The 24,141-nt window shown below is 64.9% G+C and carries 23 protein-coding genes and 1 pseudogene; 11 read left to right on the top strand and 13 right to left on the bottom strand.

The window, feature by feature from the left end:
• The first annotated feature begins 78 nt into the window (after positions 1 to 78).
• Together rpmI and rplT are read left to right on the top strand one after the other, a co-directional pair.
• Positions 79 to 279, top strand: coding sequence for a 50S ribosomal protein L35 (gene rpmI, locus AB3L03_RS17285; RefSeq protein ID WP_007598540.1), 201 nt, complete (start codon positions 79 to 81; stop codon positions 277 to 279).
• An 81-nt stretch (positions 280 to 360) separates the two neighbouring features.
• On the top strand, positions 361 to 720 hold the full coding sequence (gene rplT / locus AB3L03_RS17290; protein ID WP_007598538.1) for a 50S ribosomal protein L20: 360 nt from the start codon (positions 361 to 363) through the stop codon (positions 718 to 720).
• Position 721: 1 nt separating this feature from the next.
• Here rplT and AB3L03_RS17295 read toward each other — a convergent pair whose 3' ends face one another.
• Positions 722 to 1,132 carry a hypothetical protein gene (locus AB3L03_RS17295; RefSeq protein ID WP_368508955.1) on the bottom strand — a complete coding sequence of 137 codons (411 nt, stop codon included), beginning with the start codon at positions 1,130 to 1,132 and terminating at the stop codon, positions 722 to 724.
• Between the two features lie 150 nt (positions 1,133 to 1,282).
• Between AB3L03_RS17295 and pheS the strand changes: the two genes are divergently transcribed.
• From pheS to AB3L03_RS17310, 3 genes are read left to right on the top strand one after another with little or no spacing between them, the layout of a single operon-like run.
• Entirely contained in the window at positions 1,283 to 2,365 is a 1,083-nt protein-coding gene (gene pheS / locus AB3L03_RS17300) for a phenylalanine--tRNA ligase subunit alpha (protein WP_027514765.1), read from the top strand.
• Entirely contained in the window at positions 2,362 to 4,770 is a 2,409-nt protein-coding gene (gene pheT / locus AB3L03_RS17305; protein WP_204512938.1) for a phenylalanine--tRNA ligase subunit beta, read from the top strand. The genes pheS and pheT overlap by 4 nt, the downstream gene beginning before the upstream one ends.
• Positions 4,771 to 4,792: 22 nt before the next feature.
• On the top strand, positions 4,793 to 5,563 hold the full coding sequence (locus AB3L03_RS17310; protein WP_018455726.1) for a sulfite exporter TauE/SafE family protein: 771 nt from the start codon (positions 4,793 to 4,795) through the stop codon (positions 5,561 to 5,563).
• A gap of 142 nt (positions 5,564 to 5,705) precedes the next feature.
• Here AB3L03_RS17310 and AB3L03_RS17315 read toward each other — a convergent pair whose 3' ends face one another.
• Entirely contained in the window at positions 5,706 to 7,094 is a 1,389-nt protein-coding gene (locus AB3L03_RS17315; protein ID WP_085385564.1) for an FAD-dependent oxidoreductase, read from the bottom strand.
• A 192-nt stretch (positions 7,095 to 7,286) separates the two neighbouring features.
• Between AB3L03_RS17315 and AB3L03_RS17320 the strand changes: the two genes are divergently transcribed.
• Entirely contained in the window at positions 7,287 to 8,264 is a 978-nt protein-coding gene (locus AB3L03_RS17320) for a YiiX/YebB-like N1pC/P60 family cysteine hydrolase (protein WP_018459587.1), read from the top strand.
• Between the two features lie 103 nt (positions 8,265 to 8,367).
• Here the strand turns inward: AB3L03_RS17320 and AB3L03_RS17325 are convergent, their stop codons facing one another.
• The gene (locus AB3L03_RS17325; RefSeq protein ID WP_085359525.1) at positions 8,368 to 8,643 is read right to left on the bottom strand and encodes a metal-sensitive transcriptional regulator; all 276 of its coding nucleotides are present in this window, start codon (positions 8,641 to 8,643) and stop codon (positions 8,368 to 8,370) included.
• Between the two features lie 49 nt (positions 8,644 to 8,692).
• Here AB3L03_RS17325 and AB3L03_RS17330 point away from each other — a divergent pair, with 49 nt between their 5' ends.
• A complete protein-coding gene (locus tag AB3L03_RS17330; RefSeq protein ID WP_368509056.1) occupies positions 8,693 to 11,128 on the top strand; it encodes a heavy metal translocating P-type ATPase in 2,436 nt (811 codons plus the stop codon).
• A 301-nt stretch (positions 11,129 to 11,429) separates the two neighbouring features.
• Here the strand turns inward: AB3L03_RS17330 and AB3L03_RS17335 are convergent, their stop codons facing one another.
• Both AB3L03_RS17335 and AB3L03_RS17340 read right to left on the bottom strand, forming a co-directional pair.
• Positions 11,430 to 12,377: a hydroxymethylglutaryl-CoA lyase gene (locus AB3L03_RS17335; RefSeq protein WP_368508956.1), complete on the bottom strand. Its 948-nt coding sequence runs from the start codon at positions 12,375 to 12,377 to the stop codon at positions 11,430 to 11,432.
• Positions 12,374 to 13,567 carry a CoA transferase gene (locus AB3L03_RS17340; RefSeq protein WP_368508957.1) on the bottom strand — a complete coding sequence of 398 codons (1,194 nt, stop codon included), beginning with the start codon at positions 13,565 to 13,567 and terminating at the stop codon, positions 12,374 to 12,376. Before AB3L03_RS17340 ends, AB3L03_RS17335 begins: the two co-directional genes overlap by 4 nt.
• A gap of 192 nt (positions 13,568 to 13,759) precedes the next feature.
• Here AB3L03_RS17340 and AB3L03_RS17345 point away from each other — a divergent pair, with 192 nt between their 5' ends.
• Both AB3L03_RS17345 and AB3L03_RS17350 read left to right on the top strand, forming a co-directional pair.
• Entirely contained in the window at positions 13,760 to 14,500 is a 741-nt protein-coding gene (locus AB3L03_RS17345) for a sulfate transporter family protein (RefSeq protein WP_368508958.1), read from the top strand.
• 219 nt (positions 14,501 to 14,719) lie between these two features.
• Positions 14,720 to 15,511, top strand: coding sequence for a phytanoyl-CoA dioxygenase family protein (locus tag AB3L03_RS17350; RefSeq protein ID WP_018459592.1), 792 nt, complete (start codon positions 14,720 to 14,722; stop codon positions 15,509 to 15,511).
• Between the two features lie 52 nt (positions 15,512 to 15,563).
• Here the strand turns inward: AB3L03_RS17350 and AB3L03_RS17355 are convergent, their stop codons facing one another.
• From AB3L03_RS17355 to nth, 3 genes are read right to left on the bottom strand one after another with little or no spacing between them, the layout of a single operon-like run.
• The gene (locus tag AB3L03_RS17355; RefSeq protein WP_368508959.1) at positions 15,564 to 17,192 is read right to left on the bottom strand and encodes an MFS transporter; all 1,629 of its coding nucleotides are present in this window, start codon (positions 17,190 to 17,192) and stop codon (positions 15,564 to 15,566) included.
• On the bottom strand, positions 17,179 to 18,315 hold the full coding sequence (locus tag AB3L03_RS17360) for an HlyD family secretion protein (protein WP_247474983.1): 1,137 nt from the start codon (positions 18,313 to 18,315) through the stop codon (positions 17,179 to 17,181). Before AB3L03_RS17360 ends, AB3L03_RS17355 begins: the two co-directional genes overlap by 14 nt.
• Positions 18,316 to 18,349: 34 nt before the next feature.
• A complete protein-coding gene (gene nth / locus AB3L03_RS17365) occupies positions 18,350 to 19,102 on the bottom strand; it encodes an endonuclease III (protein ID WP_368508960.1) in 753 nt (250 codons plus the stop codon).
• 22 nt (positions 19,103 to 19,124) lie between these two features.
• Between nth and AB3L03_RS17370 the strand changes: the two genes are divergently transcribed.
• Together AB3L03_RS17370 and AB3L03_RS17375 are read left to right on the top strand one after the other, a co-directional pair.
• Positions 19,125 to 19,658: a DUF2244 domain-containing protein gene (locus AB3L03_RS17370; RefSeq protein WP_018459597.1), complete on the top strand. Its 534-nt coding sequence runs from the start codon at positions 19,125 to 19,127 to the stop codon at positions 19,656 to 19,658.
• A gap of 56 nt (positions 19,659 to 19,714) precedes the next feature.
• Positions 19,715 to 20,610 (top strand): annotated as a pseudogene (locus tag AB3L03_RS17375) (methylated-DNA--[protein]-cysteine S-methyltransferase).
• Between the two features lie 94 nt (positions 20,611 to 20,704).
• Here the strand turns inward: AB3L03_RS17375 and AB3L03_RS17380 are convergent.
• From AB3L03_RS17380 to AB3L03_RS17400, 5 genes are all read right to left on the bottom strand, one after another.
• The gene (locus AB3L03_RS17380) at positions 20,705 to 21,328 is read right to left on the bottom strand and encodes a 2,3-bisphosphoglycerate-dependent phosphoglycerate mutase (RefSeq protein ID WP_085359533.1); all 624 of its coding nucleotides are present in this window, start codon (positions 21,326 to 21,328) and stop codon (positions 20,705 to 20,707) included.
• Between the two features lie 81 nt (positions 21,329 to 21,409).
• Positions 21,410 to 22,225 carry a 4-hydroxy-tetrahydrodipicolinate reductase gene (gene dapB / locus AB3L03_RS17385; RefSeq protein ID WP_018459600.1) on the bottom strand — a complete coding sequence of 272 codons (816 nt, stop codon included), beginning with the start codon at positions 22,223 to 22,225 and terminating at the stop codon, positions 21,410 to 21,412.
• A gap of 258 nt (positions 22,226 to 22,483) precedes the next feature.
• Positions 22,484 to 22,795, bottom strand: a complete 312-nt coding sequence (locus tag AB3L03_RS17390) for a DUF1330 domain-containing protein (protein ID WP_027566211.1) — start codon at positions 22,793 to 22,795, stop codon at positions 22,484 to 22,486.
• Between the two features lie 23 nt (positions 22,796 to 22,818).
• Positions 22,819 to 23,529: an orotidine-5'-phosphate decarboxylase gene (pyrF, locus tag AB3L03_RS17395; RefSeq protein WP_018459602.1), complete on the bottom strand. Its 711-nt coding sequence runs from the start codon at positions 23,527 to 23,529 to the stop codon at positions 22,819 to 22,821.
• Between the two features lie 6 nt (positions 23,530 to 23,535).
• A complete protein-coding gene (locus AB3L03_RS17400) occupies positions 23,536 to 24,114 on the bottom strand; it encodes an NADPH-dependent FMN reductase (protein WP_368508961.1) in 579 nt (192 codons plus the stop codon).
• Positions 24,115 to 24,141 lie beyond the last annotated feature (27 nt).

The following is a 24,141-nucleotide window of genomic DNA, read 5'->3' on the forward strand; positions in this document are numbered from 1 at the left end:
CACAATCAACGCTCTAACGAGCATTTTGACGGCCAGCCGCCTTTGCGGGCGGATTTCTATGGCCATTAGGAGAGCCAAATGCCCAAGCTGAAGACCAAATCGGGCGCTAAAAAGCGCTTCAAGGTGACTGCCACCGGCAAAGTGATGTTCGCTCATCGCAGCAAGCGTCACGGCATGATCAAGCGGACGAAGAAGCAGATCCGGCAGCTGCGCGGCACCGCCGTGCTGTTCAAGACCGACGGCGACAACGTCAAGAAGTACTTCTTGCCGAACGCCTGATCGCGTCCACGATCATTGCCACCCGCGCCGCGGCTTTCGCGGCGATCCGAACATCAAGTCATCTTTCGAAGGATTTTTGTCATGGCTCGCGTCAAACGCGGTGTGACCGCCCACGCCAAGCACAAGAAAGTCTACAAGGCCGCCAAGGGTTTCCGCGGCCGCCGCAAGAACACGATCCGCACCGCCAAGCCGGCGGTCGAGAAGGCTCTCGTCTATGCCTTCCGTGATCGCAAGCGCAAGAAGCGGACGTTCCGCGCGCTCTGGATCCAGCGCATCAACGCCGCCGTGCGTCCGTTCGGCCTGACCTACAGCCGCTTTATCGATGGCATGGCCAAGTCCGGGATCACCGTGGACCGCAAGGTGCTGTCGGATCTCGCGATCAACGAGCCCGCGTCGTTCCAGGCGATCGCCGAGAAGGCCAAGGCCGCTCTGGCGGCCTGAGCTAGCGGCCGGCTCCGCCGGCCTTCAGCGCGCGTTGCGAGTAGCGCTGGGCGACCTCCGCCCGGCAGAATGCCGTGAACGACAGATACATGGTGCCGGATTTATTCCGGTACTTCCGGTCGCACACGCGCATCTCGCGTTGGTAAGCCTGTTTCCGCACCGTGTTGAGGCCGGGCACGAAGTCCGCCTCGCATTTCTTCTCGACGGCGGCGCCGAGCTGGACATCGCCGCTCGCGGTCAATTGGCAATCCTGAAACACCTTCATCGCGCTTTCGCAGCCCTTCTGGGCACCGATGGTGTCGACGACCTCGTCCAGCGTCATGGACTTCTCCATGCAGACCATGGCGCGCGCCGGGGTGCTCGCGACCAAGAGAACGACGGCGAGAGCAGCCAGACCGGATCTTGAGAGCATCGCGAAAGTCTCCTCGTATCCTCCTTGGTGCCAGCCTCCCGCGCGAGGTTCAACCCAGCCGCTCGTCAGCCCGAATGACCGGCTTTTCGCTTGACGTTACGGCCTTCGGGCGGCGACAACCCAGCCGAATTTGGCAGCAGGGATTTGACCGTGTCCGACCTCGCAATGCTCGAAACATCCATCCTCGACCAGATCGCCGCCGCCGGCGACGAGGCCGCCCTCGAAGCGGTGCGCGTCGCAGCCCTCGGCAAGAAGGGTTCGATCTCGGCGCTGCTTGCCACGCTCGGAAAAATGTCCCCGGACGAGCGCAAGACGCAAGGCGCCGCGATCAACCAGGCCAAGGACAAGGTCACCGAGGCGCTCGCCGCGCGGCGCGACGTCTTGAAATCGGCGGCGCTCGACGCGCGGCTTGCGTCGGAAACCATCGACGTCACCCTGCCGCTGCGCGATGCGCCCGCCGAGGCCGGCCGCATCCATCCGCTGAGCCAGGTCTGGGACGAGCTGACCACGATCTTCGCCGACATGGGATTCTCGGTTGCCGAAGGCCCCGATATCGAAACCGACGACTACAACTTCACCAAGCTGAATTTTCCGGAAGGCCATCCCGCGCGCGAGATGCACGACACGTTCTTCTTCCACCCGAAGGAGGACGGCTCCCGCATGCTGTTGCGCACCCACACCTCGCCGGTGCAGGTGCGCACCATGCTGAGCCAGAAGCCGCCGATCCGCGTGATCTGCCCGGGCCGCACCTATCGCATCGATTCGGACGCGACCCACACGCCGCAATTCCACCAGGTCGAAGGCCTCGTCATCGACAAGCACTCCCATCTCGGCCATCTCAAATGGATCCTGCACGAGTTCTGCAAGGCGTTCTTCGAGGTGGACCACATCAACATGCGCTTTCGGCCCTCGTTCTTCCCGTTCACGGAGCCGTCGCTGGAAGTCGACATCCAGTGCCGCCGCGACAAGGGCGAGATCCGCTTCGGCGAGGGCGAGGACTGGCTCGAGATTCTCGGCTGCGGCATGGTGCATCCGAACGTGCTGCGCGCCTGCGGCATCGATCCCGACGAGTACCAGGGCTTTGCCTGGGGCATGGGCATCGACCGCATCGCCATGCTGAAATACGGCATCGCCGATTTGCGCCAGCTGTTCGACAGCGACGTCCGCTGGCTGTCCCATTACGGCTTCAAGCCGCTCGAAGTACCGACCCTCGCGGGAGGGCTGAGCTCGTGAAATTCACTCTCTCCTGGCTGAAGGAACATCTCGATACCGACGAGCCCTTGGACAAGCTCGCCGAGAAGCTCACCATGATCGGGCTCGAGGTCGAGAACATCGAGGACAAGGCGAAGGCGCTGAAGCCTTTCACCATCGCGAAGGTGATATCCGCCGAGCAGCATCCGAATGCGGATCGGCTGCGCGTCTGCATGGTCGACACCGGTGATGGCGGCGCACCCGTGCAGGTGGTGTGCGGCGCGCCGAATGCGCGTGCGGGTCTCGTCAGCGTGTTCTCCCCGCCCGGCACCTATATTCCCGGCAAGGACATCACGCTCGGTGTCGGCACCATCCGCGGCGTCGAGAGCCGCGGCATGCTGTGCTCGGCGGCTGAGTTGCAGATTTCCAACGACCATGACGGCATCATGGAATTGCCCGCGGATGCGCCGATCGGCGCTGCCTACGCCGCATGGGCCGGCCTCGGCGATCCCGTAGTCGAGATCAACCTGACGCCGAACCGGCAGGACTGCACCGGCGTGCACGGCATCGCGCGCGAGCTTGCCGCCGCCGACATGGGCAAGTTCAAGGACCCCACAATCAAGCCGATCAAGGGCGAATTCCCCTGCCCGGTGAAGGTCACGGTCGAGGACGCGGCGCTGTGCCCAGGCTTCGCGCTGCGGCTCGTGCGTGGCGTGAAGAACGGGCCGTCGCCGGAATGGCTGCAGAAGCGACTGACCGCCATCGGGCTGCGCCCGATCAACGCGCTGGTCGACATCACCAACTTCATGACCTACGACCGCGCACGGCCATTGCACGTGTTCGACGCGAAGAAAGTGAAGGGCAATCTCGTGGTGCGCCGCGCCCGCGACGGCGAGACGCTGCTCGCGCTTGACGGCCGCAGCTACAATCTCGATCCCGCGATTTGCGTCATCGCGGACGAGCACGGCGTCGAATCGCTCGCCGGCATCATGGGCGGCGAGGCCTCGGGCTGCGACGAGACTACCACCGACGTGCTGATCGAATCGGCGCTTTGGAACGAGATCAACATCGCCCAGACCGGCCGCAAGCTCGGCATCAATTCGGACGCGCGCTACCGCTTCGAGCGCGGTGTCGATCCGGCTTTCATGGTGCCGGGGCTGGAGCTCGCGACAAAACTCGTGCTGGAGATGTGCGGCGGCACGCCGTCCGAGAACGTCGTGGTCGGCAAGAGCTTCGGCGACGACCGCGTGATCGATTTTCCGGTGACCGAGGTCAAGCGCCTCTCGGGCATCGAGGTACCGATGCCGGAGATCAAGCGCATCCTGACTCATCTCGGCTTCATGATGGCGGGCCCGGGGCCCGTCGTGAAGGTCGCGGTGCCGTCATGGCGGACCGACGTGCACGGCAAGGCCGACATCGTCGAGGAAGTCGTCCGCATCTACGGCGTCGACAAGGTGCCGATGACGCCGTTCGAGCGCGGCGAGGACGCACGCAAATCCGTGCTGACCCCGCTCCAGCTCCGCACCCGCCGCGCCAGGCGCGCGCTGGCGAGCCGCGGCATCATCGAAGCGGTGACCTGGTCCTTCATCACCAAGTCAGCCGCAGAGCTGTTCGGCGGCGGCCAGCGCGAACTCGAGGTCGCCAACCCGATCGCGTCGGATTTGTCCGACATGCGCCCGACCCTGTTGGCCGGCCTGATCGCGGCGGCGCAGGCCAATGCCGATCGCGGCTTGAGCGATGTCGCGCTATTCGAGGTAGGGCAGGTGTTCAAGGGCGATCGCCCGCAGGATCAGTTCATGGCGGCAAGCGGCCTCCGCCGCGGCTTTGCGTCGTCGCAAGGTCTGGGACGACACTGGTCGGGTTCGGCGCAGGCTGACGTGTTCGATGCCAAGGCCGATGCGCTCGCGGTACTCGCCGCCGCCGGCGCACCAATGCAGGCCCTTCAGATCGTCGCGGGCGGCCCGTCCTGGCTGCATCCCGGGCGCTCCGGTACGATCCAGATCGGGCCGCAAAACGTGCTCGGCTATTTCGGCGAGATGAATCCGCGCGCGCTCGAGGCGCTCGGTGCCGGCGGCCCGCTGATGGTGTTCGAGGTGATCCTCGACCGCATCCCCGAGGCGAAGAAAAAGCCGACCCGTGCCAAGCCCGTGATCGAGCTGTCGGCATTCCAGCCTGTGTCGCGTGACTTCGCCTTCATCGTCGACCGCACCGTGAAGGGCGGCGACATCGTGCGCGCGGCTCAGAGCGTCGACAAGAAGCTGATCACCGCTGTGAACGTGTTCGACGTCTACGAAGGTAAGGGCATCGACGACGGCAAGAAGTCGATCGCGATCGCGGTGACGATTCAGCCGCGCGAAAAGACCCTGACCGACCAGGAGATCGAGGCCGTCGCCGCGAAAATCGTGGCGGAGGTGACGAAGAAGACCGGCGGCACTTTGAGAGCATGATCATGCTCGAGAATCATAGAGCATGAATCTCACTGACTTTCTTCCAAAGGACGTCAGCCTCACCATTGCGATGGCGCTCTGCGCCGTCGCTTTCGTTTCGGGCACCGCGCGCGGCTTCTCCGGCTTCGGCTCGGCGCTGATCTTCATGCCGTTGGCGAGCAGCATCGCGGCGCCGCGTCTGGTTGCCGCGCTGCTCCTCGTGATCGATTTCGTCGCGGCCGCGCCGCTGCTGCCTGACGCCTGGCGCAAGGCCGACCGCAAGGCCACCGCCGTGATCGTGCTGGGCGCGCTGGTCGGCGTGCCCGTCGGCACCTATTTCCTCAGCGTGCTCGAACCCGTTACGACGCGGTGGATCATCTCCTGCTTCGTCGCCGCGCTGTTGCTCTTGCTGCTGTCGGGCTGGCGCTATCGCGGCAAGGACCACGCGTGGCTCTCGGTCGGCATCGGCAGCCTCTCCGGCTTCTGTAGCGGCCTCGCCCAGACCGGCGGCCCGCCGATCGTCGGCTACTGGCTCGGCCGCCCGGTCGCATCGATCGTCGCGCGCGCCAACATCTTGCTGTTCTTCGGCGCGTCGGATTTCTTCTCGATGATCAGTTACGCGACCACAGGCCTGATCTCACGCGAGTCGCTTGTGCTATCGCTCATCGTCGGGCCGGTCTATGCGATCGGCGTCGCCTTCGGTGCGTCGCTGTTCGGCCGTGCCAGCGAGAAAGTGTTTCGCGCCATCTGCTACGCGCTGATCGCGCTCGCGGTGATCGCGGGACTGCCGCTGCTGGACGGGGTGTTACGGTAAGTCTCTCCGCGAGTCGTCCTGGCGAAAGCCAGGACCCATTACCCCAGCGTTTGTACCGCGAGCTGGCCACCAAAAGTCTTCGCCAAACGACTTCTGGGGTCATGGGTCCTGGATCTGCGCTGCGCTTGTCCAGGTCAATTGCCTATTGCCGCGGCGCTCGCCGCTTCTTCGTGGACTGCGTCGGGACATCGGCCGGCTCGTCCTTGAGCGCGCCGATCTTGCGCAAGGCCGCGTCCGCGGCGCGCTCGCCGCTTTCCCAGGCGCCGTCGACGGTGCCCCAGAGCGTCTCGTGCGTGGCTTCGCCGGCGAGGAACATGTTGCCGATCGGCTCGGTCAGGATTTTTCGCGAGAACTGACCGCCGGGCGAGGCCGCCGACATCGCACCCATCACGAACGGCGAGGCATTCCAGCGCGTCACGCTGGCTTTCTGCACGGCTGCGGCGACTTCGCTGCCGAACAGCTTCGTGATCCATTCTCTGGCGAAGGCCGTCATCGCCTTCTCGCCTTGCTGGGTGAGATCACGGCCGAACGAGCCGCCGACATCGATCGAGCACAGCGAGGAGCCGCCGATATTGGCGAACATCAGCGCCGTGCGCGTCGAGTTGCTCTGCTCGATCAGGATGTCGTCGCGCGACAGGCCGAGCGGATTGCCCGGTAGCTGCAGCACGATGTGATCGTAGCTCCCGAGCGTGAGCTTTGATGCGGCATCGAGCGTGCGCTTCGGAATGTCAGGCCCGAACTTGATCGCGCCCGAGGTCAGGACATTAGTCGAGACCGTAATGATGGCCGCGCGGGCGGCGATCCTGCCGGCCTGTGTCTCCACGCTGACGTCGCGATTGCTCCAGACGATCCGGCTCGCCGGTGTCGACAGCGCGACCGGCGCCTGCTCACCCAGTTTGGTGATCAGGGTCCCCAGGCCCTGGCGGCAGGCGATCGCGGCGTTGCGATCCTGTGCACGCGCCTTGTCGATCGCAGACAGCTCCTTCAGGTCCTTGCCGGCGAAGCTCGCACCCAGCATGAACTCGGCCGCCCCGGCCCAGTCGCCGAGATCCTTCGGCAGCACCGAGGCGCAGGCGGTATCGAGCTTGCCGCGCGCGGCCTCGTCGATGGCGCGGTTGGCCCGGACCAACGCCGCCAGGAACTCCTCGGTCTCGCCGGCCCGTGCGTTGCGGCGGCCGATGCGCATCTTCTGGCCTGAGGGCGCCGGCAGAACGTCGAGCCCGGCACTGCGCGCCAGCCGGATCATCGGATTGGTGTCGGGATTGTGCATCCAGCGCGCGCCGCGATCGAACGGCGCGTCGAAGGTGGTCGTATCCGTGATGCAGCGGCCGCCGATCTGCGACGCAGCCTCCACCACCACGACCTTGCGATTGGCCGCCATGATACGCCGCGCCGCGGCAATTCCCGCCGCGCCCGCGCCGATCACGACAATGTCAGCCTCGCGCGGCAGGGTCGCGGCGGTCGCGCGCAGGACCGGCATCGCGGCAAGGCCCGCCGACGCCGATAGGAAGCTGCGGCGCGTGATTGTCATGTCATGGTTTCCGGAGACTTGCGGCAAACGGGAACAGCTAGCGAACCTTGCCGTATCTGATGTTGCGCGGCAACCATCATGGTGAATCAATCGTGCTTGATGTCACAAATCGATGAACCGAATTGCAACACGTTCCGACCATGGTAGAGAAGAGAAAAAGACGGTCGGAAAAGGCCGTGGGGGAGTTTTGAAATGGGGACGGTCCTGGACTCAGTCGGCAAGCTGATTGCCGCGTACCTCTCGAAGGAGGTGCCGGGCTATGAGCCGTTCACGCCGAGCGACCCCGAGCATCTGCGCGGCGTCATCGAGCCCGGCGACGTGCTGCTGGTCGAGGGCAACAACCGCATCTCGGGCATCATCAAATATCTGACGCAGTCGACCTGGTCCCACGGCGCACTCTATGTCGGCCCGATCGAGGGTGCGGAAGAGCCCGACGGCGAGCCGCACGTGCTGATCGAGGCCAATATCGGCGAAGGTGTCACCTCCGCGCCGCTGTCGAAATATTTCCCCTATCACACCCGCGTCTGCCGGCCGGTCGGGCTGTCCTATGAGGACCGCACCACGGTCTGCCGCTATGCGATCAACCGCATCGGCTTCGGCTACGACACCAAGAACATCGTCGACCTGATGCGCTTTCTGTTTCCGCTGCCGATCCCGCAGCGCTGGCGGCGGCGCATGATCTCGATCGGCTCGGGCGATCCCACCAAGATCATCTGCTCGGCCCTGATCGCGCAAGCGTTCGACGCCGTGCGTTACCCGATCCTGCCCAAGATCACCAAGGCCGGCAGCCGTGCTGCCCGCCGCGAGATCCTGCACATCCGCGATTCCTCGCTCTACATGCCCCGCGACTTCGACATCTCGCCCTATTTCGAAGTCGTCAAACCCACCATCGTGCACGGCTTCGACTACACCGCCTTGCACTGGGCCGACAAGCAGAAGCCGCTCGAGGAGGTAGCCGGCACCTTCGGTGTGTTTCCAGAAACGTTCCGTGCGCCGCCGCTCGTTCCTGAAACGATTGACGAAGAGGCGCCGATTCCGGCTGAAGAAGTGAGCGCGCACCCAGCGGAGACGGTCGATCGCGTCACCGTCTCGGAGCGCTTCCGGCGGCTGAAGAAGCTGGCCATGGACCGCCCAAGGCGGCGCGGTCGGGCGCGCGAACGGGCGGCGTAGCCGTCGCTCCACTATCGTCATTGCGAGCGCAGCGAAGCAATCCAGGTCTCTGCCTGAGCAGTCTGGGTTGCTTCGTCGCTACGCTCCTCACAATGACGGCGATCTACCGCTCCGCCCGCCCAATCACCGCCATCAACTCCGCGATCTTCTCGCGCTGGTCCGCCCTGTCGCCGCTCGCGATCGCATGCTCGACGCAATGGGCGACGTGATCTTTCAGAACCTCTTCCTCGACCCGGCGCAAGGCGGCGCGCACCGCCGAGATCTGCGTGACGATGTCGATGCAATAGCGGTCCTCCTCGACCATTTTCGAAAGGCCGCGAACCTGCCCCTCGATCCGGCCGAGACGTTTTCCGACAGATGCCTTGATGTCCTTGCGCATGCCGACTATATACCCCCCAGGGTATGACTTGCAAGGCCGGAGCGTGGCAATGAACGACGCCGAACACGAGCACCGTCACAACGCGGAAACACGTTCCGGATGCGGCTGTGGCAGCAAAGCTCCGCCGGTCGCCAAGCCCGCGGCCTCCTCCTGCTGCGGCGGGCACGGCGATCACGCGCATGACCACGGCGCCGCGGCAACAGTCCGCGATCCCGTCTGCGGCATGACCTTCGATCCTGCGACCTCAAAACACCGGTTCGACCATCACGGCGAGACCTTCCATTTCTGCTCGGCCGGCTGCCGCACCAAATTCGCTGCCGACCCCGCAAAATATCTCGCCAAGGAGAAGACACCCCAACCCGAGATGCCCGCAGGCACGATCTACACCTGCCCGATGCATCCGCAGATCCGCCAGGCCGGACCTGGCACCTGCCCGATCTGCGGCATGGCGCTGGAGCCGGAAGTGGCGAGCCTGGAGACCGGTCCCAATCCCGAGCTTGCCGACATGACGCGGCGGTTCTGGATCGGCGGCGCGCTGGCGCTGCCGGCCGTCGTGCTGGAGATGGGCGGCCATCTCGCGGGCCCGCACAATTGGATCGATGCGACGCTGTCGAATCGGATCCAGCTCGTCTTTGCAACGCCAGTGGTGCTGTGGGCCGGCTGGCCGTTCTTCGTCCGCGGCTGGCAGTCGCTGCTGACGCGCAACCTCAACATGTTCACGCTGATCGCGATGGGCACGGGCGTCGCCTATGTCTACAGCCTGATCGGCACCATCACGCCGCAGATTTTCCCTGCCACCTTCCGCGGCCACGAAGGCGCGGTCGCGGTTTATTTCGAGGCAGCGGCCGTCATCACCGTGCTGGTGCTGCTCGGTCAGGTGCTGGAGCTGCGCGCCCGCGATGCGACGTCGGGTGCGATCAAGGCGCTGCTGCAGCTCGCCCCGAAGACCGCGCGCCGCATCGATACCGACGGCGGCGAGCACGAGGTCGAGATCGACGCCCTTCATGCCGGTGACCGCTTGCGCGTGCGTCCGGGCGAAAAAGTGCCGGTCGACGGCGTCATTCTGGAGGGCCGTTCCTCGCTCGACGAGTCGCTGGTAACAGGCGAGTCCATGCCGGTCACCAAGGAGACGGGCGCGAAGGTCATCGCGGGCACGCTCAACCAGTCCGGCAGCTTCATCATGCGCGCCGACAAGGTCGGGCGTGAGACGCTGCTGTCGCAGATCGTGCAGATGGTCGCGGACGCGCAGCGCTCGCGCGCGCCGATCCAGCGTCTCGCCGACCAGGTCGCGGGCTGGTTCGTGCCGGCGGTGATCGCCGTTGCCGTCATCGCGTTCGCAGCCTGGGCCTGGTTCGGACCGGAGCCGCGGCTGGCCTTCGGCCTCGTCGCCGCCGTCAGCGTGCTGATCATCGCCTGCCCCTGCGCGCTTGGCCTGGCGACTCCGATGTCGATCATGGTCGGCGTCGGCCGCGGCGCGCAGGCAGGCGTGCTGATCAAGAACGCCGAGGCGTTGGAACGGATGGAGAAGATCGACACCCTGGTGGTCGACAAGACCGGCACGCTGACCGAGGGCAAGCCGAAGGTGGTCGCGATCGTGCCGGCGGCCGGCTTTGCGGAAGATGACATCCTCCGCTTGGCCGCCAGCGTGGAGCGCGCCAGCGAGCATCCTCTGGCCGACGCGATCATGCGCGCGGCGAAGGAGAAGCAGCTCGCGCTGGGCCAGGTCGAGCAATTCGATTCGCCGACAGGCAAGGGCGCCACCGGCAAGGTCGACGCCAAAACCATCGTGCTCGGCAATGCCAAATATCTGATGTCGATCGGCATCGACACCAAAACGCTCGATGGCGAGGCCGAACGGCTGCGCGGCGATGGCGCGACCGTGATCAACATGGCCGTCGACGGCCGGCTCGCCGGCCTGTTCGCGATCGCCGATCCGGTCAAGGCTTCCACGCCGGAGGCGCTGAAGGCACTCGCGGCCGAAGGCATCAAGGTCATCATGCTGACCGGCGACAACCGCACGACGGCGGAGGCTGTCGCGCGCAGGCTCGGCATCGCCGATGTCGAGGCCGAGGTGCTGCCGGATCAGAAGAGCGCGGTGGTGACAAAGCTGCAGAAGGCCGGCCGCAGCGTCGCGATGGCTGGCGACGGCGTCAACGACGCGCCAGCGCTGGCCGCAGCCGAAGTCGGCATCGCCATGGGCACCGGCACGGACGTGGCGATGGAGAGCGCCGGCGTCACCTTGCTGAAGGGCGATCTGACCGGCATCGTGCGTGCGCGAAAATTGTCGCAGGCGACGATGAGCAACATCCGGCAAAACCTGTTCTTTGCCTTCATCTACAACGCCGCAGGCATTCCGATCGCGGCCGGAATCCTTTATCCAACGTTCGGCGTGCTGCTGTCGCCGATCATCGCCGCGGCCGCGATGGCGCTGTCCTCGGTCAGCGTCGTTGGAAACGCGCTGCGGCTACGGGCAACGCGGCTGTGAGCGAGCGCCTTCTCTCTCGCACCGTTCACGAAACGCGGTAAGATGCGCGTAGCCTGGACGAAGCGGAGCCGACGAAGGCACGCCAGCACGCGCACCGGCATGAGTAGATTTGCCGCGCAGGCGGTGCGTTCCCCTCTTCCCCTTGTGGGAAAGGGTGGCTCGCCGCGAAGCGGCGAGACGGGTGAGGGGTATGTCTCCGCTACTACTTTCCTTCGAGCTTGCGGAGAGAGACCCCTCATCCGGCGCTTCGCGCCACCTTCTCCCGCAAGGGAGAGAAGGGAAGGGCGTTCCGCTTGCGGATTTAAGCCGCCTTCGCCGCGCTCCCACCCGGCAATCCCGCCCGAGCGAGGCCGCCGTAGAGCTGCTCGTTCGGCATCTCCTCGCGCAGGATCCTGCGCACCATGATCAGCTTCTCCAAATCGATGCCGGTCGCAAAGCCCTTGCTCTCGCACAGGAACACGAGATCCTCGAACACGACATTGCCGGTCGCACCGGGGGCGAAGGGGCAGCCACCGAGGCCGCCGAGCGAGCCGTCGAGGATCCGCGCGCCTTCGTCGAGCGCCGCGGCCGCGTTCGCGATGCCCATGCCGCGGGTATCGTGGAGATGGATGCAGATCGGCTTCGACCCTGCGAGCTTCACCGCGGCGCGCGTCAGCTCCGCCACCTGCTTCGGCCCGGCATAGCCCACGGTGTCGGCGATGCCGACGAAATCGACACCGGCTTCGAGGCATTTGTCGACCAGCCGCAGCACTTCTGCAGGGTCGACCGCCCCGGTGATCGAGCAGCCCAGCGCCATCGAGATCGCCGCGTTGACGAGCGGCTTGTGGCTGGTGGCATCGCGCATCTCGCACAGGCGTTTCAGATTGACGATGGCGGACTCGCGCGAACGGTGCGCATTGGCCTGGCTGTGCTCTTCCGTCGCCGAGATCACGGAGGCGATTTCGCCGACGCCGGATTCCAGCGCCTCGTTCACGCCGCGTTCGTTGAGCGCAAGCGCGATGCCATGCGCGCCGGACAATGAAGCGACGGTCGCGACGACATCACGAACATCGACGAATTGCGGAAAAGTCTTCGCCGGCAGGAACGAGCCGACCTCGAAATGCCGCACGCCGGCGGCATATTCCTCGCGCACCCAGCGTTGCTTGGCGTCGGTCGACGGAATTTTCTTCACGAGCTGGAGCCCGTCGCGCAGGCCGACTTCGCGCAGGCTGACGCGCCCTGAGGGGTAAATCTCCTGAATCCGGCTCATCCGCGCCTCCCTGTTGTTTTTGACGTGGCATCTTCATTTTCATTGTCGATCTCGGCGCGAACGGCCGCAGTGTCGGCGCCGAGCGGCGCGACCTTCAGGCCTTCGCCGATATGGCTGCCGTTCCATTCGATCGGCAGCGCCGGCACCCGGAACGGCCTGCCGTCGGCGGTGACATTGTTGACGAGCCCGCCCGGCCGCAGCACATGCGGATCGGTGAAGAGATCCTCGGGCCGGTTGATCGGCGAAAAGCAGATGTTGAGCGCATCCAGCCTCTGCGACAGTTTTGCCACGTCCCACTGCCTGATGATCCCGGCCGCGCGCGGAATGATCCGCCCGCGCGCCAGGATGCGATCGGTCGTGGTGCGCAAGGCGGGATCATCGAGGAATTCAGTCAGGCCGAACTCGCGGCAAAAGCTCTGCCAATGGCCTTCGGTGACGACGCCGATGAAGATGCGCTCGCCGCCGGCGGTCTCGAAGATGTCATAGATTGGCCAGGCATGCTCGCGCTCCGGCATCGAGCGCGGCTTGTTCCCGGTCATCTCGTATTCGACCATGTGCTGGGCAACCAGAAACAGGCAGTTCTCGAACAGGCCGATGCGGATGTCGGCGCCGTCGCGTTTTCCTCCGCGCTTCTGATAGAGCGCCGCGAGGATCGCGATCACACCGAACATGCCGCCCATGATGTCGTTGGCGGACGAGCCGACGCGCTGGGGCTTTTCGCTGGTGCCGGTCATGGCGGCAAGGCCCGCCATCATCTGCACCACCTCGTCGAGCGCGGGGCGGTGCTCGTAGGGACCGGAGAGGAATCCCTTGTGGCCGGCAATGATCAGACCCGGATGCCGGCGGCGCAATTCGTCCGCGCCAAGCCCCTGCTTACCGAGCTGGCCGTCGCGAAAATTCTCAAGGAACACGTCGGCGGTCGCCAGCAGCCGGTGCATGGTGTCGCGATCCTCAGTCTTCTCGAAATCCAGCACCACGCTGCGCTTGCCGCGGTTGAACAATGGGAAAAAGGCGGTCCCCATGCCCCCCAAGCTCCGGGTCTTGTCGCCCGCAGGCGGCTCGACCTTGATCACGTCGGCTCCGAGCTGCGCCAGGATCATGCCGCAGGTCGGGCCCATGACCATGTGGGTCATCTCGACCACGCGCACGCCTGCAAGCGGCAATCCGTCCGCCGATTCTTCCATCGCCATATGCGCCTGTTCCTTTGCCGCGCTGGTTCCGCTTGTTGTCAAGCGGGTTGGTGGAGCAACGGTCTTGCCGAATTCATCGTGGCTTCGTTGATGCCAGCGGTCAATCCGGCCATAAGCGGTGCCGCCGATCTCCCTTGCCGAAGTGGCCCGGGGTGTCTACCTCTCGCGGGTGATTTCGTGAGAGGAACTCCCATGCTGGATGCCGCCGTCAAGGCGCTGTCACAAATGATCTCGCCGCCGATGCGCTCGATCCTGTGGCGGTCGATCGGCGTCGCACTGGTGCTGATCATCGTGCTGGCGATCGGCTTGCAGCGGCTGCTGAGCTGGTTTGCGACCTATGGCGAGGCGTGGCTGGAAGGCCTGCTCGGTCCGGGTTGGCACTCATCGCTCGAGGTGTTGTCCTGGATCATTTCGATCGCCGCGGGCCTCGGCGTCGTGTTCGGGGCTGTGTTCCTGATGCCCGCGATCACCTCCCTGGTTGCGAGCGTGTTCGTCGACGACGTCGCCGACATCGTCGAGCGCGAGCACTATCCGGCGGAGCGGCCGGGGATCGCGCTGCCGTTCAGCCAGGCGATCTACGAGGGCGTCAAGACCGCGCTGCTGACGATCCTGGTCTATCTGGTCGCATTACCGCTGGTGCTTTTCGCCGGCGCCGGTTTCCTGGTCTTCTTCCTCGCCACGGCCTGGCTGCTCGGCCGCGAATATTTCGAGCTCGCGGCGATGCGGTTTCGCTCGCCGGAGGAAGCCAAGGCGATGCGGCGCGACAACGCCGCCACCATCTTCACCGCGGGCCTGTTCATCGCAGCCTTCGTCTCGATCCCGATCGTCAATCTGGCGACGCCGATCTTCGCCATGGCCTTCATGGTTCACATGCACAAGCGGCTGTCAGGTCCGCGGCCCGAGCTGATCGAGCCGGCGCGGAAGATGCGGTAGGTCAAGCGGACTTGGCGGCGCGCTCGTACGACGCCCCCTCGTAGAGGCGCTCTGCGTCCCGCTTGTCTTGATTTTGCTCTCCGCCGCCGTAAGGTACGCAGCATGATTTTCATGTCCACATTCTTCCCGCTGATCTGAGCGACCAAGTCGTTCCGGCGTATCGCGCCAATCAGATCAAGACGGCTGCGCTGACGCGGTGGCCGAACGGAGAAATGTGCAATGCCCAAAACCGAGCGCATCGGCGTGACCTCTCATCGGGTCCTAAACTTCATCGACGACGGTTTCATCAAGATCGAGAACGCCTTCAGCACGCACCTTGCGGAACAATGCAGGGACGAATTGTGGGCGGATATTGGTCTATCGCCACACGAGCCCGAAAGCTGGACCCAGCCGGTCATTCGGGTGGGATCCAAGACCTCGCCACCATTCATTGAAGCCGCCAACACGCCGATCCTGCACGAAGCCTATGACCAACTCGCGGGTGACCGCCGCTGGATCGCGCCCAATGCGCTCGGAACTTTTCCGGTCCGCTTTCCCTCACCGGAATCCCCTGGTGATGATGGCTGGCATGTGGACATGAGTTTCGGCTTCGATAATCCGGATTTCATGCAGTGGCGCGTCAATGTGAAGAGCAGCGGACGCGCATTGCTAATGCTCTTCCTGTTCTCGGGCGTAGGCCCTGAGGATGCGCCAACGAAGATACGGAAAGGTTCGCACGCCACCATCGCCCGGGAGCTGCTGCCCTATGGCGATGCAGGCGCAACGCTGGAGCAGATCTCTGCCAACGGTTACGCTTCTACGGAAGATTGCGACGTTGAACTGGCAATCGGTGCGGCAGGGACCGTTTATCTCTGCCATCCATTCCTGGTTCACGCCGCGCAACCTCACCGGGGGAAGCGCCCGCGTTTCATGGCACAGCCGCCGCTGCTGCCAACAGGCGAGTTCGACCCGGCGTTGCCACCCTCGCCGGTTCAGATCGCCATCCGTCGGGCTTGTGGTCTGACGTTATAGTCAGAGCCAACCCGGACCGTCGCTCGGCGCGTGGGTCGTCTGGATCCTGAACCTACGTCAGGGGCACTCCGCATCTGCGCAACAGCATCCTGGCGAAGCCGAACGGCGCCGGCGTGAACGGGCCGGGCGGGGCACGGGTGACCAGGGTGACGACGCCGAGCGCCGCCATCGCGACCCAGAAGCACAGCCAGAAGCCGTCGATATAGGCGAGCACATTGGCCTCGCGCTGGACGAGGCCGGCGAGCGTACCGACCGCGCGTGCCTGTGCCGAGCCGGCACCATGGGCCGCAAAATGGTCGGCGAGCTGTTTCAGCATGCGGACCACGTCGACGTCGCCGACACCGAGATTCTGGCCGAGATAGAAGGAATGGATCTGCTCGCGGACGCGCAGCCACGTCCCCATCAACGCGATGCCGATCTCGGCGCCACCGAGCCGCATGATCTGGATATAGGCGGCAAACGAGGTCGCACGGCTCGGATCGGAGTTGGACAGCAGCGTGATGATCAGCGGCAGCAAGGTCAGCGACTGCCCGATCGCCTGGAGCAGCACGATGCCCGCGAAATCCTCGCGCGCCCAATCATGGCTGAGCTGCGTGCCCCAGAGATTGGCGGCGGCGAAACAGGCAAATCCCACGACCACCACCGTGCGCGTATCGAAATGCCGCAGCAGCCAGATCGAGAGCGGCACCAGCACGAACATTGGCAAGGCGCCACAGGTGAGCAGCAGCAAGCCACTCTGCTCCGGCCTGAGCAGGGCGATGGTGGCGAGGAAATTCGGCACCAGCGACGCGTTGGAGAGGCTGGTCAGCGTGTAGAGCAGGATCAGGACCAGCCCCAGGCCGATATTGCGCGAGAACAAGACGTTCACATGCGCCCAGGGCTGCCGCACCAGGGACTCGTTGACGAGGAAGCCCGCGACCAGCACCGCGCCGGCAATGATCAACGCCATCACAGTCCCCGACCCCAGCCAGTCCAGACGGTTGCCCTGGTCGAGCCCGGCATAGATCATCGAGACGCCGGCGCCGAGCAGCAGCATGCCGCCCCAATCGGCGTCGCGCAGCAAAGCGCGATTCACCGGCTCGTTCGGCGTGCCCCAATAGACCATCAGGCCCATCAGCGGCGCGATCAGGACGCTCTGCCAGTACAGCCATTGCCAGCCGAGATGGTCGACATAGAAGCCGACCAGCGAGCTCGATGTATCGAGCGCGAAGCCGACGCGGATCGAATAGATCGAGATCGCCGGAAGCCACCAGCGGATCGGTAAATTGCGGAACACGATCATCAGCGTCGCCGGCACGAAGGTGCCGAGCAGGAGGCCATGCACGACGCTGAGCGCGAGCAATGTCGGATAGTCGTGCACGAACGGGATGATCAGCGAGACCGCGGCATAGACGAGGCTGGGGATACCCAGCACGCGACGCAGGCCGAATACGGTGGCAAGCCAGGCCACCGCGGGCGCGATGAAGATCTGCGAGCCGATGCCCGCCGTGGAGAGCCATGCGCCTTCGTCGAACGAGAGCGAGAACGCGCCGCGCAGGTCCGGCAGGCCAATCGTGGTCAGCCGGCTGTCAAAATTGGCGAGGAACGAGCCGAGCAGCACCGCCGCCACCGCAAACAGCGGCTGCGGGGCGACGCCGCCGCGCGAGAGCGGTCCGCGACTGGAATCGTCATTTTCCGCCATTGCCGGCCTTGGTGTCGATGCTGGTGACGACCGACATGCCCGGCACCAGCCGCGCCAGCAGCGGCTGGTTGTCGTCGAACTGGATGCGCACGGGAATGCGCTGCACGACCTTGGTGAAATTGCCGGTTGCGTTGTCCGGCGGCAGCAGCGCGACCTGCGCGCCGGTCGCGGGCGCAATGCGCTCGACCCGGCCGCGCAGCTTCTCGCGCGGGAAACTGTCGACGGTGATCTCGACCGGCTGACCCGGTGCGACGTGGGTAAGCTGGGTCTCCTTGTAATTCGCGATCACATAGACCTTCGGCAACGGCACGACGTTGATGAGGTTGGTGCCGATGTTGACGTAGTCGCCGGGCTGGACCTGTCGCTCGCCGACGACGCCATCGAACGGCGCGGATATCTTGGTGTAGCCGAGCTTTAGCTTCGCGCTCGCCAGCGTCGCCTTGGTCGCTTCGAGATCGGCCGCGCGCTGCTTCCTGGTGCCTTGCAGGACTTCGAGCTGGTGCTGCTGGGCCGCGATCACGGCGCGGCTCGCGCGCACGTCGGCCTGCGCCTTGGCATAGCCTGCGACCGCCTGTTCGAAGCGCTGCCGCGTACCGGATTCGGTCTGCGACAGCGACTGCTGACGCTCCTGCTCCTGCCGCGCCTCGACCTCCACGGCTTCGGCCGAGAGCCGCGCGGCTTGCGCCTGCGCGATCGTCGCATATTGCAGCTCGATCTGGTTCGCCAGATTGTCGAGCACGGCCTGCGCAGCGGCGACCGCCGCTTCGGCCTGCGCGACTTGCGTCTCATAGTCGGCAGGATCGATCTGGATCAGGAGATCGCCGGCCTTGACGCGCTGGAAGTCGGTGACCCCGACGGTCAGCACTTCGCCGGAGACGCGACTGGCGAGCCGCGTCAGCTCGGCGCGCACATAGGCGTCGTTGGTGGTCTGGACCACCGAATTGCCGACCCATTCGTCGAAGCGCTGCGTTGCAAGCGCGACGAAGCCGAGCGCGACGATCACCGCGAACAGCGGAATCGCGAGCCGGCTCCAGAGCGAACTCGCCGGTGGCTGCGTTGGCTTCGGTGGCGGCGCCGGTGTAGCAGGAGGTGGCGATGGCGAGATTTGTTCCTGCTGACTCACGCTAGACTCCAAACCACTTTCCCGAACGCTATTTTCAGACCGTCTTTTCCGGCCACCGGCAGAGATCGTTGATCAGGCAAACCTCGCAGCGCGGCTTGCGCGCGAGGCAAGTATAGCGGCCATGCAGGATCAGCCAATGATGGGCATGCAGCATGAACTCGGCCGGGATCACCTTTTCGAGACCGAGCTCGACCTCCAGCGGCGTCTTGCCGGGCGCAAGTCCGGTCCGGTTGCCGACGCGGAAGACATGCGTATCGACCGCCATGGTGTGCTCGCCGAAGGCCATGTTGAGCACGACATTGGCGGTCTTGCGCCCGGCGCCCGGCAGCGACTCGATCCCGGCGCGCGTGCGCGGCACCTCGCCGCCGAACTCGCTGAGCAGCTTCGCCGACAGCGCGATCACGTTTTTCGCCTTGGTGCGGTAGAGGCCGATGGTCTTGATGTACTCGCGCAGGCGTTCCTCGCCCAGGTCGAGCATCTTCTGCGGTGTGTCGGCGACCGCAAACAGCGCGCGCGTCGCCTTGTTGACGCCGGCGTCAGTCGCCTGTGCCGACAGCACCACGGCAACCAGCAGCGTGAACGGATTGACGTGCTCGAGCTCCCCCTTTGGCTCCGGGTTAGCCTTGCGGAAACGGCTGAAGGCCTCGCGGACTTCGGGCGGCGTCCAGGGTTTCATGGCTTTGAGAGATTTCTTGCCGGGGGCCTTGGGCTTCGCGGCGGCCACCTTCGCCTTTTTCTTCGGCACGGACGTTTTGCGGGGGGCCGGCTTGCGGGTGATTTTCGCCATGATCGGGATATACTGAGGGACGATGAGCACAGGCAATGAAATTGAGCGCGAACGATCTGCAAGCGAGGCTGAGCCTCAGATCTTTTCCGCGCGCCTGACGCCGCACCGCTCGCTGAACCGCACCGGCTTCCTCGCCGTGATGCTGTTCCTGAGCGCCGTCAGCTTCGTCACCGGCCTCGTCTTCCTGATGATGGGCGCCTGGCCGGTGTTCGGCTTTTTCGGCCTCGACGTGCTGGTGATCTGGTGGGCTTTCAAGGCCAATTTCCGTGCGGCGCGGGCCAGCGAGGAGATCGTGGTCACGCCATCTGAATTGCGCGTGCGGCGCGTCAGCCAGCATGGCCAGGTCGTCGAATGGACCTTCAATCCGCTCTGGGTTCGACTCGACATGGAAATCGACGAGGATTTTGGCATCGAGCACCTCTATCTGATCTCGCGAGGTCACCAGATCCAGATCGCCCGCTTCCTGGGGCCGGACGAAAAGGCAAGTTTCTACAAGGGTTTGGTTGAGGCCTTAAATGCCGCCAGGCGCGGTCCGACCTACAATCCGGTGACCTGATTTGCGGATCGGAAATCGGGTGGTTTCGTACCCCGCCCCCTCCTACATTTCCAGGCATGATGACACTCGCGATACATGACCAGCGCCTGGCCGGGCCGGGCTCCCAGAACGCCGCGATGCGCGACTATGATTCCGTGCGCCGGGCGATCGCCTTCATCTCCGAAAAATGGCGCACGCAGCCGACCATCGAGGCGATGGCGGATGCGGCCGGCGTCACCCCGGACGAGCTGCACCATCTGTTCCGCCGCTGGGCCTCGATCACGCCGAAGGCTTTTATGCAGGCGCTCACGCTCGATCACGCCAAAGGCTTGCTCAGGGATTCCGCGAGCATCCTCGACGCCGCGCTTGACCCGGTTTGTCGGGTCCGGGCCGGCTGCACGATCTCTTCGTCACCCATGAGGCGATGTCGCCGGGCGAATGGAAGAACGGCGGCGCCGGCCTCACCTTGCGCTACGGCTTCCATCACTCACCGTTCGGCACCGCGATCGTGATCGCGACCGATCGCGGATTGTCGGGACTCGCTTTCGCCGATCCCGGTGAGGAACAGGTGGCGCTTGCCGATATGACGCGGCGATGGCGGAACGCAACTTACGTCGAGGATCACGAAGGTACCGCACCATTGGCGCAGCGCATCTTCGACACAAAACTCTGGCGGCCGGACCAGCCGCTGCGCGTGGTGATGATCGGTACCGATTTCGAGGTGCGGGTGTGGGAGACCTTGCTGAAGATCCCGATGGGCCGCGCGGTGTCCTATTCGGACATCGCCTGCAACATCAACAGCCCGAAAGCGTCACGCGCCGTAGGCGCCGCCGTCGGCAAGAACCCGGTGTCCTTCGTCGTGCCCTGCCACCGCGCGCTCGGCAAGAGCGGCACGCTCACCGGCTACCACTGGGGCATCACCCGCAAGCAGGCGATGCTGGGCTGGGAGGCCGGGCAGCTGGGGCTGCAGTAAGAGTTGCTACGCGTAAACTGCCCCACTTAGTCGTCCTGGCGAAAGCCAGGACGACACCGAGTGCTTGGCGGGACTCAGTCGCGCGCGAACGTCTTTAACCCGCCAGATCCAGCTTCGATGTCACCGTCGAATCCGCATTGAGCCGGTAGATGATCGGCACGCCGGTGGCGAGCTCGCGCTTCAAAATGCCTTCGGGCGAGAGCTTTTCCAGCACCATGATCAGCGCGCGCAGCGAATTGCCGTGAGCCGCGACCAATGTGCGCTTGCCGTTGAGCACGCCGGGCAGGATCTCCTGCACGTAATATGGCAGCGCGCGCGCCAGCGTGTCCTTCAGGCTTTCGCCACCGGGCGGCGGCACGTCGTAGGAGCGGCGCCAGATCAGCACCTGGTCCTCGCCCCATTTCTTGCGGGCGTCATCCTTGTTGAGACCGGAGAGATCGCCATAGTCGCGCTCGTTCAGCGCGAGGTTCTTCGTCGTTGACAGGCCCTTCTGGTCGAGCTCGCCGAGAATGAGATCGAGCGTGTGCTGTGCGCGCGTCAAGACCGAGGTGTATGCAACGTCGAACACGAGACCCTGCGCCTTCAGCTTGCGGCCGGCTTCCGAGGCTTCCTTGACGCCGAGCTCGGTGAGATCAGGATCCTTCCAGCCCGTGAAGAGGTTCTTCAGATTCCATTCGCTCTGGCCGTGCCGCACCAGCACGAGAAGACGTTCGCTCATCGACTGCTTTTCCGTTTCGTTCGTTGTTTAAGCATGATCTTGTCGGAAAACCGCTTCACACTTTTCCGGATCATGCTTCGTTCAGATGTCGGACAGGCCGAGTACGTCGGCCATGGAGTAGTGCCCCGGCTTCTTGCCATGCGCCCAGAGCGCGGCTTTCAGCGCGCCGTGGGCGAACAGCATGCGATCCTCCGCGTGATGCGACAGCGTCAGGCGCTCGAACGCGCCGAGGAAGCTCACGCTGTGATCGCCGGCCGCGGTGCCGCCGCGCAACGACGCAAAGCCGATGTCGCCGGGCTTGCGTGCGCCGGTGATGCCGTCGCGGCCGCGGTCTGCATGCTCGTCGAGCGCGATGCCGCGGCCGCTAGCTGCGGCCTGGCCCAGCATCAGTGCCGTGCCCGAGGGCGCGTCGATCTTCATGCGGTGATGGGTCTCGACGATCTCGATGTCGAAGCTCTCGTCGAGCGCCTTGGCGACTCGCTTGACCACAGCGGCAAGCAGATTGACACCCAGGCTCATATTGCCGGACTGCACCACGACGGCGCGGTTGGTGACGCTCTTGATCACGGCGTTGTCGGAGCCCGACAGGCCGGTCGTTCCGACCACGTGCACGAGGCCGCGCTCGGCGGCGATCGCGACATTGGCGAGGGTCGCCGCGGGCACGGTGAAATCCAGAATGCCGTCGGCGTCCTTCGACATCGCCCAGAGATCGCCGGAGAGTTTGATGCCATTGGCCGGCAGACCTGCCAGCACGCCGGCATCCTTGCCGAGCAGCTCCGAGCCCGGCGCCTCCAGCGCGCCGGCCAGCACCGCGCCTTTGGTCTCGGCAATCGCCCGCGTCAGCGCCCGGCCCATCCGGCCGCCGGCTCCAGCAACGATCAAGCGCATATCGGACATGGTGCGATCCTCTCACGGCCGTTGTAGCGGGGGGATGCAGTTCCGGCAACCGAGGGGGATTAGGGGCAGGTCGCCTGCGGCCATTCTTCGAGACGCCCGCCTGTGGCGGCCCTCAGGATGAGGTCGCGTCTTGCGGCAAGATATCAGACCCTCATGGTGAGGAGCCCGCAAGGCGGGCGTTCCGGACGATGCTCTGCATCGCCGGGCGAACCATGCAGGCCGAGCATTTCGGCAAGAGTAATAAGAGGAGTTCGCGCCTCAGCCGTCTGACGGTTGCGGGCCGTCATAGCCCTCGATGATGATGAGGTCGGCGACGGAGTGCGGCTGGCGCACCTTGATGTTGGCCTGGTATTCCGGCGAGTTGTAGCAGGCGATCGCGGTCTCGTAGTCCGGGAATTCGATCACGACATTGCGGGTGCGGCTGGCGCCTTCGACGGTGGTGAACTTGCCGGCGCGGACGACGAAGCGGCCACCCCATTTCTTGAAGATCGGACCATTGGCGACGGCATAGGGCTTGTAGCCCTCGTCACTGCTCACGTCGACGCGTCCGATCCAGTAGCCTTTTGCCATTGTTCGTCTCCCTGTGTTGTTAGTTAGCCGAGCGCTTGCGCGATCTCGGCCTGGATGGCCTCGGCGATCGCCCTGGAGTCCGTGGCTTCCACCACCGGCCGCCCGACCACGAGATAATCCGCGCCGGCCGCAATCGCGCGGCCCGGCGTCATGATGCGTTTCTGGTCGCCGCTCGCGGCGCCCGCCGGCCGGATGCCGGGGGTGACGAGGCTCATCTGGTGGCCGACGATCTTGCGCAAGGCTCCGACCTCCTCGGGCGACGATACCAGCCCGTCGATGCCGAGCACCTGCGCCTGCTGCGCGCGCGCTTCGACGAGCTCGGAGACGCCGAGCCGGAAGCCTGCCGCGTGCAGATCGTCCTCGTTGTAGGACGTCAGAACAGTGACGGCGAGGATCTTCAGGTTCGAGCTGCCGCGACCTTCGACGGCACCCTTCATGGTCTGCGGATAAGCGTGCACGGTGAGGAAGGTCGCGCCGAGCCTTGTGATGCTGTCGACGCCCTGCGCCACGGTGTTGCCGATGTCGTGCAGCTTGAGATCGAGAAAGACCTTCTTGCCCTGGTCGGCGAGCTTGCCGACCAGCGGCAAGCCGCCGGCATAAGCGAGCCGATAGCCGATCTTGTAGAAGGTGACGCTGTCGCCGAGCCGGTTGACCATAGCTTCCGCGGCATCAACGCTGGGCAGATCGAGCGCGACGATCAGGCGGTCTTTCGGGGCAATCTCGGCTGGCGTCATGTCACCTCACATCATGCGTTGGGAAACGTCGATCAACTGCCGCACCAGTTCCTTCAACGCGGCGATATCGCCCTCGTGCTTCAGCCTGTCCATATCGTCATAGGCCTGGTCGGCAAAGGCGAGCGTCAGCTGGCTGGCAATCACATTGGCGTGGCAGGAGGTCAGGATCAGACGCAGCGCCTGCAGCGCGCGAGCCGCCCCGAGCCGGCTCTGCGAGGCGCCGGCGAGCGCGAAGACGCGGTTGCGGAACACCTCGCCGCGCGGCTCGTGCAGTTCATGCACGCGGCTGACCCAGTCGATCGCGTTCTTCAGCAGCGGCGGCACCGACGCGTTGTATTCGGGCGAGACGATCAGCACGCCATCATGCGCGCCGATCATGCGCTTGAGATTGATCGCGTGCTTGGGCACACCGGACTTGGCCTGCAGGTCGCCGTCATAGATCGGCAGCGGAAAATCGGCGAGCGAGATGCGGGTGACGTCGACACCGGCCTGGTCGAATGCATAGGCGGCGACCGCTGCCAGCTTCGCATTGTGCGAGCCGGTGCGCAGGGAGCCGGGAATGATCAGGATTTTCGTTGCGGACATCCGCTTCCATGCGTTCGGCGAAACGAG

The sequence above is a fragment of the Bradyrhizobium lupini genome, assembly GCF_040939785.1.
GTDB lineage: Bacteria > Pseudomonadota > Alphaproteobacteria > Rhizobiales > Xanthobacteraceae > Bradyrhizobium > Bradyrhizobium canariense_D.

Coding starts and splice junctions, on each gene's coding strand:
- rpmI (WP_007598540.1), top strand. CDS start 79: ATGCCCAAGCTGAAGACCAAATCGGGCGCTAAAAAGCGCTTCAAGGTG.
- rplT (WP_007598538.1), top strand. CDS start 361: ATGGCTCGCGTCAAACGCGGTGTGACCGCCCACGCCAAGCACAAGAAA.
- AB3L03_RS17295 (WP_368508955.1), bottom strand. CDS start 1,132: ATGCTCTCAAGATCCGGTCTGGCTGCTCTCGCCGTCGTTCTCTTGGTC.
- AB3L03_RS17310 (WP_018455726.1), top strand. CDS start 4,793: ATGAATCTCACTGACTTTCTTCCAAAGGACGTCAGCCTCACCATTGCG.
- AB3L03_RS17315 (WP_085385564.1), bottom strand. CDS start 7,094: ATGACAATCACGCGCCGCAGCTTCCTATCGGCGTCGGCGGGCCTTGCC.
- AB3L03_RS17320 (WP_018459587.1), top strand. CDS start 7,287: ATGGGGACGGTCCTGGACTCAGTCGGCAAGCTGATTGCCGCGTACCTC.
- AB3L03_RS17325 (WP_085359525.1), bottom strand. CDS start 8,643: ATGCGCAAGGACATCAAGGCATCTGTCGGAAAACGTCTCGGCCGGATC.
- AB3L03_RS17330 (WP_368509056.1), top strand. CDS start 8,693: ATGAACGACGCCGAACACGAGCACCGTCACAACGCGGAAACACGTTCC.
- AB3L03_RS17335 (WP_368508956.1), bottom strand. CDS start 12,377: ATGAGCCGGATTCAGGAGATTTACCCCTCAGGGCGCGTCAGCCTGCGC.
- AB3L03_RS17340 (WP_368508957.1), bottom strand. CDS start 13,567: ATGGCGATGGAAGAATCGGCGGACGGATTGCCGCTTGCAGGCGTGCGC.
- AB3L03_RS17345 (WP_368508958.1), top strand. CDS start 13,760: ATGCTGGATGCCGCCGTCAAGGCGCTGTCACAAATGATCTCGCCGCCG.
- AB3L03_RS17350 (WP_018459592.1), top strand. CDS start 14,720: ATGCCCAAAACCGAGCGCATCGGCGTGACCTCTCATCGGGTCCTAAAC.
- AB3L03_RS17355 (WP_368508959.1), bottom strand. CDS start 17,192: ATGGCGGAAAATGACGATTCCAGTCGCGGACCGCTCTCGCGCGGCGGC.
- nth (WP_368508960.1), bottom strand. CDS start 19,102: ATGGCGAAAATCACCCGCAAGCCGGCCCCCCGCAAAACGTCCGTGCCG.
- AB3L03_RS17370 (WP_018459597.1), top strand. CDS start 19,125: ATGAGCACAGGCAATGAAATTGAGCGCGAACGATCTGCAAGCGAGGCT.
- AB3L03_RS17380 (WP_085359533.1), bottom strand. CDS start 21,328: ATGAGCGAACGTCTTCTCGTGCTGGTGCGGCACGGCCAGAGCGAATGG.
- dapB (WP_018459600.1), bottom strand. CDS start 22,225: ATGTCCGATATGCGCTTGATCGTTGCTGGAGCCGGCGGCCGGATGGGC.
- AB3L03_RS17390 (WP_027566211.1), bottom strand. CDS start 22,795: ATGGCAAAAGGCTACTGGATCGGACGCGTCGACGTGAGCAGTGACGAG.
- pyrF (WP_018459602.1), bottom strand. CDS start 23,529: ATGACGCCAGCCGAGATTGCCCCGAAAGACCGCCTGATCGTCGCGCTC.
- AB3L03_RS17400 (WP_368508961.1), bottom strand. CDS start 24,114: ATGTCCGCAACGAAAATCCTGATCATTCCCGGCTCCCTGCGCACCGGC.